The organism is Nocardia sp. NPDC004151, assembly GCF_042874235.1.
In the GTDB taxonomy this organism is placed as follows: Bacteria; Actinomycetota; Actinomycetes; order Mycobacteriales; family Mycobacteriaceae; genus Nocardia.
Window position 1 is genome coordinate 1 of record NZ_JBIAMR010000020.1, and the last position, 17,805, is coordinate 17,805.

Sequence of the window (17,805 nt, forward strand, 5' to 3'; positions counted from 1 at the left end):
GATCAGACACGTATCCAACGCCGCGAGTTGACGCTTGCAGCCTTCAACCTGCCGCATCAACGACACAACATCCTCGTCGGAGAACCCTGTCATCTCCCCGCCCTGAATGGACTCGGTCAGAGTCGCCACCGCGGCCGCCAGTTCAGCGATACCGCAGTCGTCGAGTGTCACCCCATTCGAATCCATGCCCCAATTCTACCGCGATAGAGTGACTCAGATAGGCGAATTAAATTGTGATACAGGGCTTTTCAGAGACAGAGAAGCCCATCCCCAACCAATTGCTTGCCACTCCCCATGCCGGTTGGTACGGTTCTCGCGACCGTGACACCACGCAAGGAGGTGAGACCCATGAACGCTGATTCCATGTGGGTGCTCCCCATCGTGGTCGCGGTCGGGCGTACGCAGTAGCTGTCGCCGGGAGCGCTTGTGTAGCAAGGCATTCCCGAGAGGCAGAACATCATGCATTTCATTGCGCGGACATCGGTGAGCGGTGTCGTAGAACGTGAATTCCAGTTGGGCGAGATCACCGGTGTGATGTGGTCCCCCGAATCCCATTCCGAGGGCGCGCCGCTGATCCTGTTGGGTCACAGCGGCGGCATGCACAAGAAGGCGCCGAACCTGGTGACCATGGCGCGCCATTTCGCAACGGAGAGCGGCTACCGGGTCGCCGCTATCGATGCTCCCGGGCATGGCGACCGGCCGCGCAACGCGGAGGATCAGCGGTGGGCCGAGGCGCTGCACGTGGCGCGGGCGGCCGGCGAACCGATGGATTCGATGATCGCCGACTACAACACGTCGCTGGCGGAGCGGGCCGTGCCGGAGTGGCAGGCCACCCTGAACGCACTCCAGGCACTGCCGGAGATCGGCCCGGACGCGCCGATCGGTTATGGCGGCATCACCTTGGGCACCGTCATCGGGATGTGGCTCACCGCGGTCGAACCCCGGATCCAGGCCGCGACGTTCAACAGCGTCTTCGTCTTCGACGCGCTGTTCCACATCGCCTGCAAGTTCACCGTCCCGCTCACGTTCCAAGTCGCCTGGAACGACGAGGAAATCGATCGCCGACCCAGTTTTCGACTTGTTCGAGGCCTTCGCCTCGGAGGACAAGACGCTGCTGGCCACACCCGGTCGGCACAACCAGATGTCCAAGACGCAGCCCGATTTCGCGGCCGCGTTCCTGCGACACCACCTGGGCCGGTAAACGAAAAAACCGCCCGGCGATGGCGGACGGACGGAGTGGGGGGTGGGTCGAACCACTTCCCTCTTCAACGTATATCGCACCCCGGGGCTTGCCACAAGACCCCTGTGATGCCGCAGAATCGCTCGCCGTAGCGAAAACCCACGGAAACGGAGTAATGCGAGTGCGTAGTACCGATGCCGACGTGATCATCGTGGGTGCGGGCCCGACGGGTCTGATGTTGGCCGCCGAACTGCGGCTGGCCGGGGTGCGGCCGATTGTGCTGGAACGGCAGCCGCAGCTGCGGACCGTTCCGAAGGCCAATGGTCTGGGTGGGCAGATCCTGCGCTTGCTGGACTATCGGGGGCTGACCGAGCGGCTCGGCGAGATCGGCGTGGATGCCGGTCCCACGGCGGCGATTCCGTTCGGCGGATTGCACGTGGACTTCAGCCCCTTGGTCGATTCGCCGCTGCAGGCGATGCACCTGCCGCAGCAGAAACTCGAACAGCTGCTGGATGATTGGTCGTCCGAGCTCGGCGCGGAAGTGCGCCGGGGCCACGAGGTGACCGCCCTCGAACAGGACGACGCCACGGTCACCGTGGACGTGCGCGGCCCGGACGGCGACTACCGGCTCACCGCGCGCTATGTGGTGGCCTGCGACGGTTCGCGCAGCCGCGTGCGCGACCTGGTGGGAGTCGACTTCCCGGGCTCCACCTATCCGGAAGTCAACCGGCTGGGGCAGGTGAGCGTGCCGGATTCGGTGACGCAGCGGGAGAACGGGGACCTCGACGTCCCCGGGTTCGGCACCGTCGCGGCCGGTTTCACCCGCACCGAGCACGGCGTGTTCGCGATGGGGTCGCTCGCCCCGGGCACGATGGCGATCCAGACCACCGAGGACACCATCGACGACACCGATGACAACGAGCCGCTGACCCTCACCGAACTGCAGGACAGCATCCGCCGCGTCCTCGGCGTCGACCTTCCACTGGGAGACCCGATCCGCCTGTCCCGTTACCAGTTCCAGGCCCGCCAGGCCGAACGGTACCGGGCCGGAAGGGTTTTCATTGCCGGTGATGCCGCGCACGCCTTTCCCATGACCGGTGTCGGCCTCAACGCGGGCATGCTCGACGCGATCAACCTGGCCTGGAAACTGGCCGCCGACCTGCACGGGCGGGCGCCGGAGGGACTGCTGGACAGCTATCACACGGAGCGGTACTTCGCCGGCACCCGCATCATGATGCAGACCCAGGCTCAGGTGGCCTTGCGGCGCGGTGACGATCCGGCGGCGCTGGCGCTGCGGGAACTGTTCCAGGAACTCCTCACCGACGAGCCCGCCCTGCGCCGGGTCGGAGCTCTCATCGCGGGCACCGAGCTGCGCTACCCGCTGCCGAACCCCAACCAGCACCCCGTGACCGGCACCGTCGTCCCGGATCTGCCGCTGCGCACCGACGCGGGAGACACCCGCGTCGCCGAACTCCTGCGGACGGCCCGCCCGGTTCTGCTCGTCCTGGCCGACCGCCCGGACCTTCGCGCCATCGCCGAGGAGCGGGCCGGCCGTGTCGACCTCCGGGTCGCCGCCACCGACGACCGTCCCGGCGACGCCCTGCTGATCCGCCCGGACGCCCACATCGCCTGGGCCGCAACGGTCGACGAACCCGGGGACACGGCGGAGCCGGCGCTGCGGGACGCGCTCACCACCTGGTTCGGCGCCGCCGAAACGGCGAAGACCGAGGTGCGGGTCGGGGCGGTCAGCGACTGACCGGATCGGCCACACCACTGATCCGCCCTGCCCGAGCCGTCTGCCGAACCCCGCTTCCGGCGTTCAATTCCTGCATGCCGCCCATCGCGGCATCGGAGCGAAATCGCTGGGAAGGACCGGGAAATGACCGAGTATGTAGAGCTCGAGCACGGGCGGATCGCGTGTGACGTGACCGGTGACGGCCCGTTGGTGGTGTTGTCGCACGGGATGGGGACCTGGCGGCGGGATTTCCGTCATCTGGTCGCCCCGCTGGCCGCCGCCGGGTACCGCGTGGTCAACGTCGATATGCGCGGGCACGGCGAGTCCAGCGTGGACTGGCCGTCGGTGACCGGCAAGGCCGCCATCAGCCGCACCGACGTGGCCCTCGACCTGCTCGGAGTCATCCGGCATTTCGGGGGTCCGGCGGTGATCGTCGGGCATTCGCTGTCGGGTGGCTCGGCCACCATCGCGGCGGCCGAGGCGCCGGAGCTGGTATCGGCGATCGTCGAGATCAACCCCTTCACGCTCACCCAGAGTGTGGACTTCGGGGCGCTGTGGTCGGATCGCCGTCACCGCCGCGGCTTGCTGGAGCTGGTGGGCACCCAGCTGTTGAAGTCGCCCCGGCTGTGGTTCCGGTACCTCGACGGCGTGGCCTACCCGACCGCGCCCGCCGATCACGACGACTACCTCGCCGAACTGCGGACCCTCTTGGAACGCCCCGGCCGCTGGGCGGAATTCATGAAGACCGGCAAGACCACCCCCGCCGACGCCGAGGCCCGGCTGCCCGAGGTCCGCTGTCCCGCACTGGTGATCATGGGCGTGGACGATCCGGACTTCCCCCACCCCGAGGACGAGGCCCGCGCGATCGTGGCGGGCCTGCCGACCAGGCTCGGCCAGTTCGTCCTGGTCGATCGAGGCGGCCACTATCCGCACGCCCAGTTCCCCGAACGGGTGGCCGCGCTGATGATTCCGTTCCTGGACCGCCACACCACCCGCGATCCGGCCGGATCGGTCAGCAACTGACCGTGACAGCCGCGCGCGCCGACTGCGATGATCGGGAGGTGCCCGCGCCTCGCACCATCGTCTTCGTCGTCTTCCAAGGCATGCAGATCTCCGAACTGGCGGGACCGCTCGATGTGTTCGCGCTCCTCAACACCATCGTCGAGACGCCTCCGGATCGGCTGCCACCGGAATTGCGTGGTCCGGCCGGCACTCTCGGCGAGACCGGGGACACCTCCGGCGGCGACTCCCCCGCACTGCCGTATCGGCTGCTGACGGCTTCGCCGGGCGGACTGCCCATCGAAGCCGATGGCGGACTGACCCTCTCGGTCGCGCATTCGCTCGAGGACATCGCCGCCGGGGACGACTTCGACACCCTCATCGTGGTGGGCGGCGATGTCCACGGTCCAGGGGCGGCGGCGGTGGTCCCCGCTCTCCCCACCCTCGCCCGGAAGGCTCGCCGGGTGACGTCGGTGTGCGCGGGCGCGCTGCTGCTGGCCGCCGCGGGTCTGCTCGACGGCTACCGGGCCACCACTCACTGGGGTTCGACCGCTCTACTCGCCCAGCGCTATCCGCGGGTCACCGTCGAACCGGACCGCATCTACGTCCGCGACCGCAATCGCTGGACCTCCGCGGGCATGTCCGCGGGCGTCGATCTGGCGCTGGCCCTGGTCGAGGACGACCACGGTCGCGAGACGGCCGCCATGATCGCGCGGGTGTACGTGGTGTTCACCCGCCGTCCCGGCGGTCAGGCCCAGTTCAGCGCCCAGTTGCGCAGTCAGCCCGCCCGCACGCCCGCCATCCGGGCCGTACAGCAGTGGCTGCCCGACCACCTCGGCGACGAGCTCACGGTGAGCGGGCTGGCCGCCCGCGCGGGTATGAGCGAACGTCATTTCGCCCGCGCCTTCCGCGCCGAAACCGGCTGCACGCCCGCAGCATTCGTGGAGGACCTGCGGGTGGAGGCGGCCCGCCGACTCCTGGAGTCCACCGAACTGACGATCGCCGCGATCGCCCGGCAGGTCGGCTACCGCCACGGGGAGACACTGCACCGGGTGTTCACCCGCCGCCTGGCCACCACGCCCGAACGCTACCGCCAGCATTTCGCCCTGGGCCCGGCTCGGTCGACCGGCACCAGCGAGTAGATCCACCACGGCCGCTGCGGCAGTTCGAATTCGAAGAGCTGGACGTGCATGCTCACCCATTCGCCGGTCTCGGGTGAGCGCACCCGGATGGGACGGCGCTCGGTATCGGCGGGCGCGACCTCGGTCGACCAGAACCGCTCCCGGACGGCGATATCGGGTGTCTGCCAGGGGACGCCACGAACGCGGGCACCTCGGGTCGCCGTAGTCCGTGAGGCGTGCCGAAAGACAGGCCCGGGTCGCGCCGGTGGACCCGATGAGGGGTCCACCGCCGGGCGATATCGCCGGTCGCACAACAGTTTTCATCCACGCCGTCAGGCGATTGCGATGTGCTGGTGGTCGGTGCGGATGCGGCCGTGCTCGTCGAGCGCCAGCACGTCCAGGCCGCCGCCGACCACGGCGCCGTCCTCGGTCACCATGGACCAGGTGACGGCGACGACATGGTTCAGCAGCGCCGTCGCCTCCCCGCGCTGCACGAAACGGTGGCCGGTGCCGATGAACATGTCGTAGGCGCGCTCCACGCGACGTTCCAGGGCGTGGTGGCCGCGGACCTCGAGGGCCGGGATCGGGAAGTTCAGCTCGGCGGCCGCGTTGCGCAGGTCCTCGGGCGGATCGACGAGGATCTGCGCGCCGTCCTCGGCCCACAGGTCGGCGATGAGCTTGCGGCGCACCTGCGGGTCGGGCTCGTTCCACTGCGCGATGTAGCGATCGGTGAGGTCATTGATGTCGATGGCGGTCTCGTTGCTGTTCGTCATGACCATGAGTCTGCGAGGAATCGATGCGGTGCGCGATTCCCTCCAGGGAATGACGCACACAGCCCTCCAGGGAATGATGAACACAGCCCTCCAGGGAATGATGAACACAGCCCTCCAGGGAATGACGCACACAGCCCCCCAGGGAATGACGAGCACCACCCTCCAGAGACTGGCGAACACCGCCCCCGCAGGAACGACACAGGGCCGCACGCGGATTCCGCGCGCGGCCCTGTGACAGGTACCGGCCGTCAGTTCCCGGCGAGCACCGCCAGCACCGGCTCGGACAGGAAGAACGGCTCCAGCCGCTCGCGGATCAGCTTGGCCAGCAAGCCGTTCCGCTTGGCGGCCTCCACCACGGCCGGGCCGTAGCGCAGGATCTCCTCGGCGATGATCGCCTCGGACAGGCCCAGCTCGGGCAGCATGGCGGCCAGGGTGTGGTCGCCGTACTTCTCGAAGAACACCTCGACGCCCTGGTCCACCAGCACGCCGACGTATTCCTTGTTGCGGGTGGTCACCGCGATCCGGTGGATGATCAGCGCCAGATCCTTCAGGTCCTGCTGCGACAGGTACTCGCGCAGGCCGCTGACCGGTTCCCCGGCGTGCAGGTCCCAGAACTCCATGGCGGCGTCGTGCACGGGCGCGTCGCGCAGCATCTCGCGGATGGCGTTATTGGTCCGCTTGAGCGCGAATTGCGCTCCCTTCCCGGCCATTTCGCCGATGAAGGTGCCACCGGCCTTCTCCGCCGCCTTGCGCGCGGTCTTGGCGGCATTGGTGCCCATCGACACCAGCGAGCCGACCCCGGGAATCTTCGAGGCCATCTGCTTGTTGGTCTCCATGAGATCGTCGACCAGCTTGTCCACGAACTTGGCGGCCACGGTCGCGATCAGGGGGCTCTCGGTGAGGCGTTCCAGGATCCGCTCCTGGGCCTGGTGCATGCCGAAGAGCTTCTCCAGCAGCTGTTCGACCGGTTCGCGGTCGACCACGTCACCGAGGGTGTACTCGGTGTTCCCGGCGATGTCCTCGTAGAGCGTGTCGGCCAGCGTGCCGACCATCTCGCCCAGCACCGGGCTGCCGCCGATGAGGTCGATGACATTGGCGACGGTCTGCTTGGCCTGATCGATCTCGACCACGTCGCGGAAGATGATGGTGTCGGCGACGCCGATCACGTCTTTCACGTCGCGGGCGATCACTTCCGCGAAGCGGTCGCCGCTGACCTCGGCGACAATGAAGTCGACCTGCAGATCCAGCAGCTTCTCGGCGATTTCACGAGGCTCGGTCAAAGTTCCACCCAATCTTAGACGGAACGCCGGACCTACTCGGAATCGTTGCCGTGCATCGATTTTCGAATTTGATCCAGGCGTTCCCGCGCGGCCTTGGCGCGCGCATCCCACTGTTCCTCTACGCTACGGCCCACTGGTGTCTGCCGATCGAGCTCGCCCATCCCCTGCGAAGTCCCGTAGCGCTGCTCGACCTTATCGCGAACTGACTCGAAAGTAGGGACGCCGGCGGAGGTATAGCCGCCCACCGCGGGCCCGGTGGGGATACCCGCAGGCGGTACCGGTATCCCGGTCGCCACCGGACCCGCTCCGACCTGCCCGGATCCCCCGACCGTCTCAGACTGTGAATAGCTTTCCACCGGCAGGGTGTCAGGAGTCACATCGATGACATCCGGCGCATGACCGAGAGTATCGGTCAGGGACCGCGCCACCGCGTGCAGGGCGGCCAGACCGGCCCGGCCCTCGGTGGCGGCGGCGACCACGGCCGCGAGTTCGGCGTCCGGCAGCTGCGCCAACAACGCCGCGAGTTCCTGGGCATCGCTCATGGGTTCCAGGCTACGCATTGACCGCGCAGCGCGGGGTGACGTACCGTGGTGGCGTCGCGATCCCGTGGACGCAGGTCGACGCAGAGTCCCTCCCACCGCGATTTCCTTCCTCACCGAGCAGATCCCGCCCCATGCGGTGATCCCTCGGCATTCATCCGCGGTCTCCCACCGCCCCTCGGCCGTATCCGGCCACAGCAAGGAGAAACACCATGACAACCACCGAAATCCGGCCCCCGGTCGTATCCACCGATCCGACCCCGGCCCTCGACCACATCGAAACACTCACTCCAACAACGGGAATTCTGGATATGCACGGTCAGACCGGCGTCCTGCGCCGCGACGGCTACCTGCCCGGCCCGAACGACATCCACGTCCCGGCCCGCCTGATCCGCACGCACGGACTGCGCCGCGGCGACCTGGTCGCCGGACTCGCGCAACCGAATCCCAAGGGCGGCAAGCAAGCTCCGCTCGTGCGCGTCGACACCGTCAACGGCCGACCGGCCGCCGAGGCGGCCGCGCGACCGCACTTCCGGGAACTGACCCCCATCCACCCGAACGAGCGGCTGCGCCTGGAAACCCGGCCGAACCAGCTCACCACCCGCGTCACCGACCTGATCATGCCGATCGGCAAGGGCCAGCGCGCGCTGATCGTCGCACCGCCCAAGGCGGGCAAAACCTCTGTGCTGCAGTCGATCGCGCACGGCATCGCCGTCAATCACCCCGAGGCCCACCTGATGCTGGTGCTGGTCGGCGAGCGCCCCGAGGAGGTCACCGACCTGTCCCGCGGCGTCCCCGCCGAGGTGGTCGCCGCCACCTTCGACCACTCCCCCGCCGAGCAGACCGCCCTGGCCGAACTGGCCGTCGAACGGGCGCAGCGCCTGGTCGAGGAGGGCCGCGACGTCGTCGTGCTGCTCGACTCGCTCACCCGGCTGGCCCGCGCCTACAACACCTCCGGACCGGCCTCGGGCCGAATCCTCTCCGGCGGTGTGGATTCCACCGCGCTGCTGCCGCCCAAGCGGTTCCTGGGCGCGGCCCGCAATATCGAGCACGGCGGTTCGCTGACCATCGTGGCCAGCGCGCTCGTCGAAACCGGTTCGCTCGCCGACACCGTCATCTTCGAGGAGTACAAGGGCACCGGCAACGCCGAGCTCAAACTGGACCGCGCCCTGGCCGGCCGCCACGTCTTCCCGGCGGTGGACATCGCCAAGTCCAGCACCCGCCGCGACGATCTGCTGCTCGACCCGGCCGAACGCCAGGCCATCGCCACCCTGCGCCGCACCCTCGCCGATCTGGACGATCAGCGCGCCCTCGAGCTGCTCCTCGACGGCCTGCGCAAGACCGGCGGCAATGCCGAGTTCCTCGCCAATATCAGCCGGAAATGAGCCGCTTGGGCGGTAGTACGCCCGCCGCCCAGGACGCGACCCGCTCGGCCCAGCCGGGGAATCCGATCAGATTGTTGTGCAGCCCGCCCGGATAGATCACCAGCTCCTTGGGCTCCGGCGCCGCCGCGAACAACTCCCGCCCCATCCGCACGGGCAACAGCTCATCCGCGTCCCCGTGCATGATCAGGACCGGGCAGCTCAACCGCCGAATCCGCCGCAGACTCGGATACGCGTTGGGCACGAAGATCTTCGGCAGGAACGGATACACCGCCGTCGCCGCGTCCCGCATGCTCGTGAACGTCGACATGAGCAGCAACGCCGCGGGCGGCACAGCGTTCGCCAACTCCAGCATCACTCCCCCGCCGAGCGACTTGCCGAGATACACGACCCGCTCGGCATCCACCCCGGGCTGCGCCAGCAACGCCTCCCGCGCGGCCCGCACATCCTGATACGTCCCGCTCTCGCCCGGCCGCCCGGTACTGCGCCCGTACCCCCGGTAATCGAACGTCATCACATCGAATCCGGCCGACGCCAGCATGCCCAGCATCGGTGATCGGTCCCCGATGTTCCCACCATTGCCGTGCGCGAACAGGATGTGCCCCACCGGTTCCCCCACCGCCGGCACGAACCACGCGTTGACGGTCTCCCCGTCGGAGGTACGCAAGTACAGGTCCGCATAGGCGAACCCATACGTTTCGGGAGTCTCCATGATGCCGCGCTCGCCCGGTTGATAGCTGAGGGCGTTGAGGACGGGCGTCGCCGGATGCCACATGGTTCATTCATACCGAAAGGGCCCCGATCCATCAGGATCGGGGCCCTTCGCGGTGGCCTCGGATCAGCCGCGCAGGACCGCGCCCACAGTGTCCGAGGCGCGGGCGACGGCCGCGTCGCGGGCGGCGCTGGCCTCGTCCTCGGTGAGGGTGCGGTCGGTGGCCCGGAAGCGCAGGGCGTAGGTCAGGGATTTGCGGCCCTCACCCGCCTGCGCGCCCTCGTAGACGTCGAACAGGGAGATGTCCTCGAGCAGTTCGCCGGCGCCGGTGCGCAGCGCGTTCTCCACCGTCACGGCGGGGACGGCCTTGTCGACGCTGACCGAGACGTCCTGCAGCACCGCGGGGAACGCGGAAACCACCGGGGCGGGCCGGATCTCGCGCAGCGGCAGGGCGTCGAGGTCGAGCTGGAAGGCGCAGGTGCGCGGCGGCAGACCGGAGCGCTCCAGCACGGCGGGGTGCAGTTCGCCCGCGTGGCCGACGACGACGCCGTCCACCAGCAGCTCGGCGCAACGGCCCGGGTGCCACGGAAGGAACTGCGCCGCACGGCGTTCGATGGTCAGACCGGCGGCCTGGGCGATCGCGTCGACCAGGGCGAAGGCGTCCGACGCCTCGACCGGGCGGCCCGGGCCCCACGGTCCGCGCGGCTCGCGCCGGCCGGTGAGGACCGCGCCGACGCGGATCGGCTGCTCGGGCAGCGAGTCGAGCAGGACCTGGATCTCGTCGTCGGTCGGGCGGCGATCCACGGGCAGCAGCCCGACGGGCGCGGTCCGCTCGGTCGGCAGAGTGACCTGGCCGATCGCGTAGATCGCGAGATCGCGCTGGCCGCGGGAGATATTGCGGGCCGCGATCTCCAGCAGACCGGGCAGCAGCGTGGTCGACAGTTCCGCGCGCTCGACGTCGAGCGGGTTCAGCACCCGCAGCGTGTTGCGGCGCGGGTCGTCGGCGTCCAGACCCCAGGTGTCGAAGACACCGGCCTGCATGAAGACCGGCGCGGGCACCTCGACGCAGCCCTCGAACGCCAGCGCCTTGCTCACGGCGCGGCGACGCAGCTGAGCGGCGGTGAGGCCGCGCCCGGCGGGGGCGGTGGGCAGCACCGACGGGATCTGGTCCAGCCCCTCCAGACGCAGCACCTCCTCCACCAGGTCGGCGGGCTGGGTGAGGTCTGGTCGCCAAGACGGCGGGGTCACGATCAGCTGCGGGTGACCGGCCTCGCTGACGCCGACCTCGATGGCGCAGCCGACCTGCTGCAGGCGGCGGGTGGCCGCGCCGGGCGCGTAGTGCACGCCTGCGGTGCGGTCGGCCAGATCGATGTCCATGGTGATCGGGGCCGCGGCCGGGGTGGGCACGCGCACGTCGGTCAGCACGGATTCGACGGTGCCACCGGCGATCTCGGCCAGCAGGGTGGCGGCGCGATCGAGGGCGGCGATATTGACCTCGGGGTCCACGATCCGCTCGAAACGGCGGCTGGCCTCGGAGCCCAGCTTGTGGCGGCGCGCGGTGCGCGCCACGGCCACCGGGTTCCAGGTGGCGGCCTCGAGCAGGATGTCGGTGGAGGTGTCCGACACCTCGGTGCTCGCGCCGCCCATGATGCCGGCCAGCGAGATGACCCCGGACTCGTCGGTGATCACCACGTCCTCGGCGTCGAGGGTGCGCTCGGCCTCATCGAGGGTGCGCAGGGTCTCGCCGGTGTTGGCGCGGCGCACCACGAATCCGCCGCGCACCTTGGCGGCGTCGAAGGCGTGCAGCGGCTGACCGAGTTCGAGCATCACGTAGTTGGTGACGTCCACGGCCGGGGAGATCGGGCGCACGCCCGACAGCAGCAGGCGGCGCTGCAGCCACCACGGGCTCACGGCCTTCGGGTCGATGCCGGTGACGCGGCGCACCGCGAAACGCGTACAGCCCGACGCGGGTTCGATCTTCACCGGCCACGCCTCGACCTCGGAGTCCGGCAGCAGCCGCGCGGCCGGATCGCCGTACTCCAGGTCGAAGCCGCAGGCCAGCTCACGCGCCAGACCGCGCGCGGAGAACGCGTAGCCGCGGTCGGGGGTGATGGCCAGCTCGATGATGGTGTCGCCCAGGCCCAGCAGCTCGTTGGCGTCCGCGCCGGGCTCGGCGGTGCCGGGCTCGAGTACCAGGATGCCGCTGTGGTCCTTGCCGATGCCGAGTTCGGCGACCGAGCAGATCATGCCATTGCTGGTGTGGCCGTAGGTCTTCCGCGACGAGATCTTGAATCCGCCGGGCAGCTCACCGCCGGGCAGCACCACCACGACCAGGTCGCCGACGGCGAAGTTCCGTGCGCCGCAGACGATCTCCTGCAGCTCGGCGTTGCCGACGTCGACCTTGCAGAAGCGGATCGGCTTCTTGAACTCGGTCAGCTCGGTGATCTCGGCGACCCGGCCGACCACCAGCGGCTTGTCGATGTCACCGCCGATGGGCGCCAGATGGTCGACCTCTTCGACCTCGAGACCGACCCGGACGAACCCCGCGTCGAGCTCCTCGGCCGTCACCGACCACCCGGGGGTGGTCCGCTGCAGGATGTCCGTCAGCCAGGACTGAGCTACTCGCACTTGACGTTTCGCTTCCTCGTATCGGGGTCAGGTCAGGACTGGATGCCGAACGGCAGCGTGAACCGCACATCGCCCTCGACGATGTCGCGCATGTCCGGCAGGCCGTTGCGGAACTGCAGGGTTCGCTCCAGGCCCATGCCGAACGCGAAGCCGCTGTACACCTCGGGGTCGATGCCGCTGGCGATGAGCACCTTCGGGTTCACCATGCCGCAGCCGCCCCACTCGACCCAGCCGGGGCCGCCCTTCTTGTCCTCGAACCACACGTCCACCTCGGCGGACGGCTCGGTGAAGGGGAAGAAGCTGGGCCGCATGCGGGTGGTGGTGTTCGGGCCGAACAGCGCCCGCGCGAAACCGTCCAGGGTGCCCTTGAGGTGGGCCATGGTCAGGCCCTTGTCGATGGCCAGGCCCTCGATCTGCGAGAACACCGGGGTGTGGGTGGCGTCCAGCTCGTCGGTGCGGAACGTGCGGCCCGGGCACACCACGTAGATCGGCAGCTCGCGAGACAGCATGGTGCGCACCTGAACCGGCGAGGTGTGGGTGCGCAGCACCTGCCGCGACCCCTCCGGCGCGATGTGGAAGGTGTCCTGCATGGTGCGGGCCGGATGGTCGGGCAGGAAGTTCAGGGCGTCGAAGTTGAAGTGCTCGGTCTCGACCTCGGGGCCCTCGGCGACCTCCCAGCCCATGGCCACGAACACGTCCGCGACCCGCTCGGACAGCACCGAGATGGGGTGCCGCGCGCCGGGGGCGCGCCGGTCGGCGGGCAGGGTCACGTCGATGGTCTCCGCCACCAGGACCGCCGCGTCGCGCTCGGCGAGCAGCTCGGCCTGGCGGGTCTCGTAGGCCTGCGACACCCGGCCGCGCGCCACGTTCACCCGCTTGCCCGCGTCGGCCTTCTCCTCCTTGGGCAGCGTGCCCAGGGACCGCTGCGCCAGCGAGATCGGCGACTTGCCACCCATGTACTCGGTCTTGGCCGTGGCCAGCTCGTCCAGGGTCGAGGCCGAGGCGAACGCCTTCTCCGCGGCTTCCGCGGCGGCGGAGAGCGACTCCTCGCTCAACGCGGCGGTCTGCTCGGCACTGTTGTCATCGGCCACGATGGTTCGTCACTCCCCAGGCTGGTTACGGGTCGGGCGGAAAGTCTTATCGCTGATGGTTACTGCCCACCCATTCTTGCTGGTCGCATCGTAAACCTTGTAATCAGCCCACCTCACCTGGATTTTCCCAGCTCGGGCCCACCCTTCGGCGTGGTGGTGACCACAACGGTGGTACCAATGGACTCGTGAAGTCCCGGCCCCTGACCTTGATCGACGACTCCGACCGCCTCATCGAGTACTCGGCGGCGATGGACCGCATGCAGCAGATGTGGGAGGAGCGCGTCGCCGACCAGCGGCCCGACACGCTGTGGCTGCTGAGCCACGAACAGACCTTCACCATCGGCCGCCGCACCCCCGAGGAGCACCTGCCGGCCCCCGACACCGACATCCCGGTCTTCACCACCAACCGGGGCGGCCAGCTCACCTACCACGCCCCCGGCCAGCTGGTTGGCTATCTCATCGTGAAGCTGCGGCCCGGCGAGGGCGTCGTGGACCTGATCCGCGATGTGGAACTGCGCCTCGTCGCGGCGCTGGCCGAACTCGGCATCCCGGCCGAGCGCCGCGTCACCCCGCCCGGCTCGGAGCTGCTCACCGGCGTCTGGACCCGCGACACCGGCCGCAAGATCACCTCGATCGGCATGCGCGTCGGACGCAATGTCTCCACCCACGGCTTCGCGCTCAATGTCACCGGCGACCTGTCGCCGTGGAAGCTCGCCGTCGCCTGCGGGCTGCCCGATGTCGACATGACCTCGGTGGAAAGGGAACTGAACGACGACGAAGCCCCGACGATGGAGCGCGTCGTCGCGACCATCGCCGGGGCCTTCGAGGCGAGCGCTACCCCGTCTCCCCTGCCCTGACCGGGACCCGCCGGATCGCGTTCACGATCGGCGCGGTTCCCAGGGCGGCGAACAGGGCCACCGCGATGTAGACCAGCTGCTCGGGAATCCGGAACCACAACGGTGTGGCCGCCTGGCCGTTGAAGGAGACATTGTCCACGGCCGCATGGATATTCGCGGGCAGCAGCAGGACGAACAGCACGACCAGGGCCAGACCCGCGAGGCGGCGGAACGGGACCAGGATCAGCCCGAGCGCACCCAGGTACTCCAGAACGCCGGTCGCGTAGACGGTGAAGTCGGGAAACGGCACGAACGACGGGACCATGGCGACCAGATCGCTGTGATGCGGCATGACCGTCACCGAGTCGGGGACGAAGTGCGCGGTGCCGGTCGTGACGAGCATGAACGCCAGGCCGTGCGCGGCGGCGGAGTGCCAGGTCGCGAAGCGGGCCACGCCGACGGCGCCGAGCAGCCGCAGGATCAGGGTCGGGATCGCCAGCAGCAGGAGGGTCTCGAACATGATGCGTCTCCCTTGGATTTCGATCCGGCTCAGTGCGCGAGAACGGTTGCGCCGGAACCCGCTTCGGCAGCAGTGCGACGGCCGGGCAGCAGCAGCGCCACGAACGCGCCCAGCGCCACGATGACCGAGCCGACCTTCACCGCCGGGATCAGGCCGTCGACGTAGTCCGCCGGGCTCATGTAGGAGCCGTGCGAGGCGAACACCGAGGCCAGCACCGCGACACCCATGGCCACACCGACCTCGCGGATGGTGTTGTTGGCGCCCGAGGCCATGCCCTGATCCGCCGGTGACGCCGTGGCCATGACGACGGTGGCCGTGGGCGCGAAGGTCAGGCCCATGCCCACGCCGCCGAGGACGAACGGCAGCACGAAGTGGCTGTAGGACACGTCCACGCTCGTGGTGAGGGCCATCCACAGCAGCGCGACCGCCAGCAGCGCCTGCCCGATCGACACCAGCACCCGCGCGCCGACCCGGTCCACGATCAGACCGGCCAGCGGGGCCACCACCATCGGAGCCATGGTCCACGGCAGCGTCCGCACACCGGAAGCGAGCGGCGAATATCCCTGCACCACCTGGAAGTACTGGGCCAGCAGGAAGATCGAGCCGAAGGTGCCCAGCGAGAAGGTGAACGACACCACGTTGATGACGTAGCCGCGCTGACGGAACAGGCGCAGCGGCAGCATCGGATCAGTGGTCCGGCTCTCCCAGATCACGAACACCGTGAGCGCGATCGCGCCGCCGATCAGCCCGGTCAGCACCTTGGCCGAGGTCCAGCCGTCGTCGGCACCGTGGATGACGCCCCACACCACCGCGAGCACGCCGCCCGCCGACAGCAGCAGGCCGAGCAGGTCCAATCGCCGTGCGCCACCGAAGGATTCGTTCAGCACCCGGGCCACCAGCGGCACCGCGATCAGGCCGATCGGCACGTTCAGCCAGAAGATCCACTGCCAGTTCAGGCCGTCGACGACCGCGCCGCCGACCACCGGGCCCAGCGCGATGCCCAGGCCGGAGATGCCGCCCCAGATGCCGATGGCGGCGCTGCGCATCTTCTCCGGCACCGCCGCGGACAGCAGCGTCAGCGACAGCGGCATGACGGCCGCCCCGCCGAAGCCCTGGGCCGCGCGGGCGGCGATGAGCATCCACGGTTCGGTGGCCAGCGCGCACGCGGCCGATCCGAGCGTGAACAGCGCGATGCCGCCCAGGTAGACGCGCCGGCGGCCGAGCCGATCGCCCAGCGCGGCGGCGGTGAGCAGCAGCGAGGCGAAGGCCAGGGTGTACGCGCTCACGAACCACTGCAGGTCCGAGAGCGAGGCGTGCAGTTCGGTGCGGATCACCGGCAGCGCGTTGGTCACCACGAGGTTGTCGAGCGTGACCATGAACATCGGAATGCCCACGGCGGCGAGGACGGCGGCGAGCGGGCGCTGCCGGGCCTGTTCGGCCACCGTGCGGGTGAGCGAGGAGGTGTCGAGTGTCTCAGTCATGTCCGATCCCCTTGTTGTAATCGACTGATAACTAGAAAGTATGCATCGACTGATAACATGTCAATGGGAGGGATGATTCCCGACGACGAGGAGGCGCACCCACCATGACCAGGACCCGGATGACGGCCGAGGAACGCAGCGAGGAAGTGCTGCGCGCGGCCATCTCCGCCTTCGCCGAATCCGGTTACGCGGCAACGAAAACCGATGAGATCGCCCGCCGCGCGGGGGTCTCGCAGCCGTATGTCATCCGGCTGTTCGGCACCAAGTTGCAACTGTTCCTGGCGGTGCTGGAACGAGTCTGCGACCGCGTCGACGGACTCTTCCGCGAGGGGGCCGCGCAGGCCCCCGCCGACGCGACCCCCAAGGAGCGACTCGACGCCATGGGCGAACGCTTCGGCGACTTCCTGCTCGACGGCGACCTGCCCCGGGTTTTTCTCCAGGGGATCGCCGCGGCGGGAACGGACCCTGCCATCGGCGACGTCATCCGTGCCCGCTTCGGCAATATCTACCTGGTGGCGCGAGAGCTCACCGGGGCGTCGGCCTACGAGGTCCGCCGCTTCATGGGCACCGGCATGCTGCTCACCAATATGACAGCCATGGGACTCACCGGCCCGAACCCGATCGCCGCGCCCTGGGCCGAGGAGATCATGGAGAACCTGGAAGCCGACGGCATCTGAGCGGGACTACGCGCGGTGCTGCACCCGCGAGCTCGAGTAGAGGCAGATAGCCGCGGCGGCAGCCAGATTCAGGCTCTCCGCGCGGCCATGGATGGGAATCCGGATCCGGTGGGTGGCGCGGGCGGCGATGGCCTTGTCCAGGCCGTGCGCCTCGTTGCCGAACAGCCACGCGACCGGGCCGCGCAGGATCTCGTCGGCGTCGTCCAGGTCGACCTCGCCCTTGGCGCTGGTGGCCAGGATCGCGATGCCCGCCGCCTCCAGCGCGTCCAGGGTGGCGCCGATATCGCGGGAGCGGGCCACGGGGACGTGGAAAAGGCTTCCGGCACAGGCGCGTACGCATTTTCCATTGTGCGGATCCACCGAATCACCGGCGAGCACGACGCCGTCCGCGCCGACGGCGTCGGCCACGCGGATCAAGGTGCCCGCATTGCCCGGGTCGGCGATCTCGACGGGCACCGCGAGCATGCGCGGGGCGGCGTCGAGCACCTCGCGCAGCGGCACGTCCACCTGGCGGCACACCGCGACCAGACCCGGCGGAGTCACGGTCTCCCCCAGCATCTCCGCGGCGCGGTCGGTCACCATCGTGGTCCGCACCCCTTGGGCGGCGGCCCCGGCGACCAGCGCGTGCTCGCGTTCGGCGGCCTTCTCCGAGAAGAACAGCTCCTCGACCCGGCCGGTGTCCAGCGCCGCCTCGACCGAATTCGCGCCCTCGGCCAGGAACAGGCCGGTTTTGCGGCGGACCGGACTGCGGTGCAGCTTGACCGCCGACACGATCCGGGAGTTACGCCAGTCGATGGAATCAGCGCTCACGGCCACCTGTCCCTCGGAGATATGCGGAGATACGAGAAGAA

At 69.1% G+C, this 17,805-nt stretch carries 17 protein-coding genes; 7 read left to right on the forward strand and 10 right to left on the reverse strand.

Annotated elements, in window-relative coordinates:
• Window positions 1-186: hypothetical protein (locus ACFYTS_RS32215; RefSeq protein ID WP_387309196.1), on the reverse strand; the 186-nt coding region annotated here is incomplete at its 3' end.
• Between the two features lie 273 nt (window positions 187-459).
• Here ACFYTS_RS32215 and ACFYTS_RS32220 point away from each other — a divergent pair.
• The 4 genes from ACFYTS_RS32220 (at window position 460) to ACFYTS_RS32235 (ending at window position 5,056) form a co-directional block, all read left to right on the forward strand.
• Window positions 460-1,332, forward strand: a complete 873-nt coding sequence (locus tag ACFYTS_RS32220) for an alpha/beta hydrolase (RefSeq protein ID WP_387309197.1) — start codon at window positions 460-462, stop codon at window positions 1,330-1,332.
• Between the two features lie 29 nt (window positions 1,333-1,361).
• On the forward strand, window positions 1,362-2,936 hold the full coding sequence (locus ACFYTS_RS32225) for an FAD-dependent monooxygenase (protein WP_387309198.1): 1,575 nt from the start codon (window positions 1,362-1,364) through the stop codon (window positions 2,934-2,936).
• A 123-nt stretch (window positions 2,937-3,059) separates the two neighbouring features.
• On the forward strand, window positions 3,060-3,938 hold the full coding sequence (locus ACFYTS_RS32230) for an alpha/beta fold hydrolase (RefSeq protein WP_387309199.1): 879 nt from the start codon (window positions 3,060-3,062) through the stop codon (window positions 3,936-3,938).
• 2 nt (window positions 3,939-3,940) lie between these two features.
• A complete protein-coding gene (locus ACFYTS_RS32235) occupies window positions 3,941-5,056 on the forward strand; it encodes a GlxA family transcriptional regulator (RefSeq protein ID WP_387309200.1) in 1,116 nt (371 codons plus the stop codon).
• Between the two features lie 311 nt (window positions 5,057-5,367).
• On the opposite strand, the gene ACFYTS_RS32240 is transcribed toward ACFYTS_RS32235, so the two are convergent.
• The 3 genes from ACFYTS_RS32240 to ACFYTS_RS32250 all read right to left on the reverse strand — a co-directional run bounded on the left by ACFYTS_RS32240 (window position 5,368) and on the right by ACFYTS_RS32250 (window position 7,630).
• A complete protein-coding gene (locus ACFYTS_RS32240) occupies window positions 5,368-5,808 on the reverse strand; it encodes a hypothetical protein (RefSeq protein WP_387309201.1) in 441 nt (146 codons plus the stop codon).
• Window positions 5,809-6,056: 248 nt separating this feature from the next.
• On the reverse strand, window positions 6,057-7,088 hold the full coding sequence (locus ACFYTS_RS32245; protein ID WP_387309202.1) for a hypothetical protein: 1,032 nt from the start codon (window positions 7,086-7,088) through the stop codon (window positions 6,057-6,059).
• A 32-nt stretch (window positions 7,089-7,120) separates the two neighbouring features.
• Window positions 7,121-7,630, reverse strand: a complete 510-nt coding sequence (locus ACFYTS_RS32250; protein ID WP_387309203.1) for a PspA/IM30 family protein — start codon at window positions 7,628-7,630, stop codon at window positions 7,121-7,123.
• A gap of 209 nt (window positions 7,631-7,839) precedes the next feature.
• On the opposite strand from ACFYTS_RS32250, the gene ACFYTS_RS32255 reads away from it, so the two are divergent.
• Window positions 7,840-9,012, forward strand: coding sequence for a transcription termination factor Rho, short form (locus ACFYTS_RS32255; protein WP_387309204.1), 1,173 nt, complete (start codon window positions 7,840-7,842; stop codon window positions 9,010-9,012).
• Here the strand turns inward: ACFYTS_RS32255 and ACFYTS_RS32260 are convergent.
• From ACFYTS_RS32260 to pheS, 3 genes are all read right to left on the reverse strand, one after another.
• Window positions 8,999-9,784: an alpha/beta hydrolase gene (locus tag ACFYTS_RS32260; protein WP_357285973.1), complete on the reverse strand. Its 786-nt coding sequence runs from the start codon at window positions 9,782-9,784 to the stop codon at window positions 8,999-9,001. The genes ACFYTS_RS32255 and ACFYTS_RS32260 overlap by 14 nt on opposite strands.
• Before the next feature lie 63 nt (window positions 9,785-9,847).
• Window positions 9,848-12,349 (reverse strand): phenylalanine--tRNA ligase subunit beta, encoded by a 2,502-nt coding sequence (pheT, locus tag ACFYTS_RS32265; protein ID WP_387309205.1) that lies wholly within the window; start codon window positions 12,347-12,349, stop codon window positions 9,848-9,850.
• A 32-nt stretch (window positions 12,350-12,381) separates the two neighbouring features.
• Window positions 12,382-13,440: a phenylalanine--tRNA ligase subunit alpha gene (gene pheS / locus ACFYTS_RS32270; RefSeq protein WP_357285968.1), complete on the reverse strand. Its 1,059-nt coding sequence runs from the start codon at window positions 13,438-13,440 to the stop codon at window positions 12,382-12,384.
• Window positions 13,441-13,625: 185 nt separating this feature from the next.
• On the opposite strand from pheS, the gene lipB reads away from it, so the two are divergent.
• Entirely contained in the window at window positions 13,626-14,297 is a 672-nt protein-coding gene (gene lipB, locus ACFYTS_RS32275) for a lipoyl(octanoyl) transferase LipB (RefSeq protein ID WP_387309206.1), read from the forward strand.
• Here the strand turns inward: lipB and ACFYTS_RS32280 are convergent.
• The gene (locus ACFYTS_RS32280; protein WP_387309207.1) at window positions 14,275-14,796 is read right to left on the reverse strand and encodes a hypothetical protein; all 522 of its coding nucleotides are present in this window, start codon (window positions 14,794-14,796) and stop codon (window positions 14,275-14,277) included. The two genes, lipB and ACFYTS_RS32280, sit on opposite strands and share 23 nt — an antisense overlap.
• Before the next feature lie 29 nt (window positions 14,797-14,825).
• Window positions 14,826-16,277 carry an MFS transporter gene (locus tag ACFYTS_RS32285; protein ID WP_387309208.1) on the reverse strand — a complete coding sequence of 484 codons (1,452 nt, stop codon included), beginning with the start codon at window positions 16,275-16,277 and terminating at the stop codon, window positions 14,826-14,828.
• Between the two features lie 104 nt (window positions 16,278-16,381).
• Between ACFYTS_RS32285 and ACFYTS_RS32290 the strand changes: the two genes are divergently transcribed.
• Window positions 16,382-16,954 (forward strand): TetR/AcrR family transcriptional regulator, encoded by a 573-nt coding sequence (locus tag ACFYTS_RS32290; RefSeq protein WP_357285957.1) that lies wholly within the window; start codon window positions 16,382-16,384, stop codon window positions 16,952-16,954.
• A 6-nt stretch (window positions 16,955-16,960) separates the two neighbouring features.
• Here the strand turns inward: ACFYTS_RS32290 and ACFYTS_RS32295 are convergent, their stop codons facing one another.
• A complete protein-coding gene (locus ACFYTS_RS32295; protein WP_387309209.1) occupies window positions 16,961-17,764 on the reverse strand; it encodes a TrmH family RNA methyltransferase in 804 nt (267 codons plus the stop codon).
• Between the last annotated feature and the right edge of the window lie 41 nt (window positions 17,765-17,805).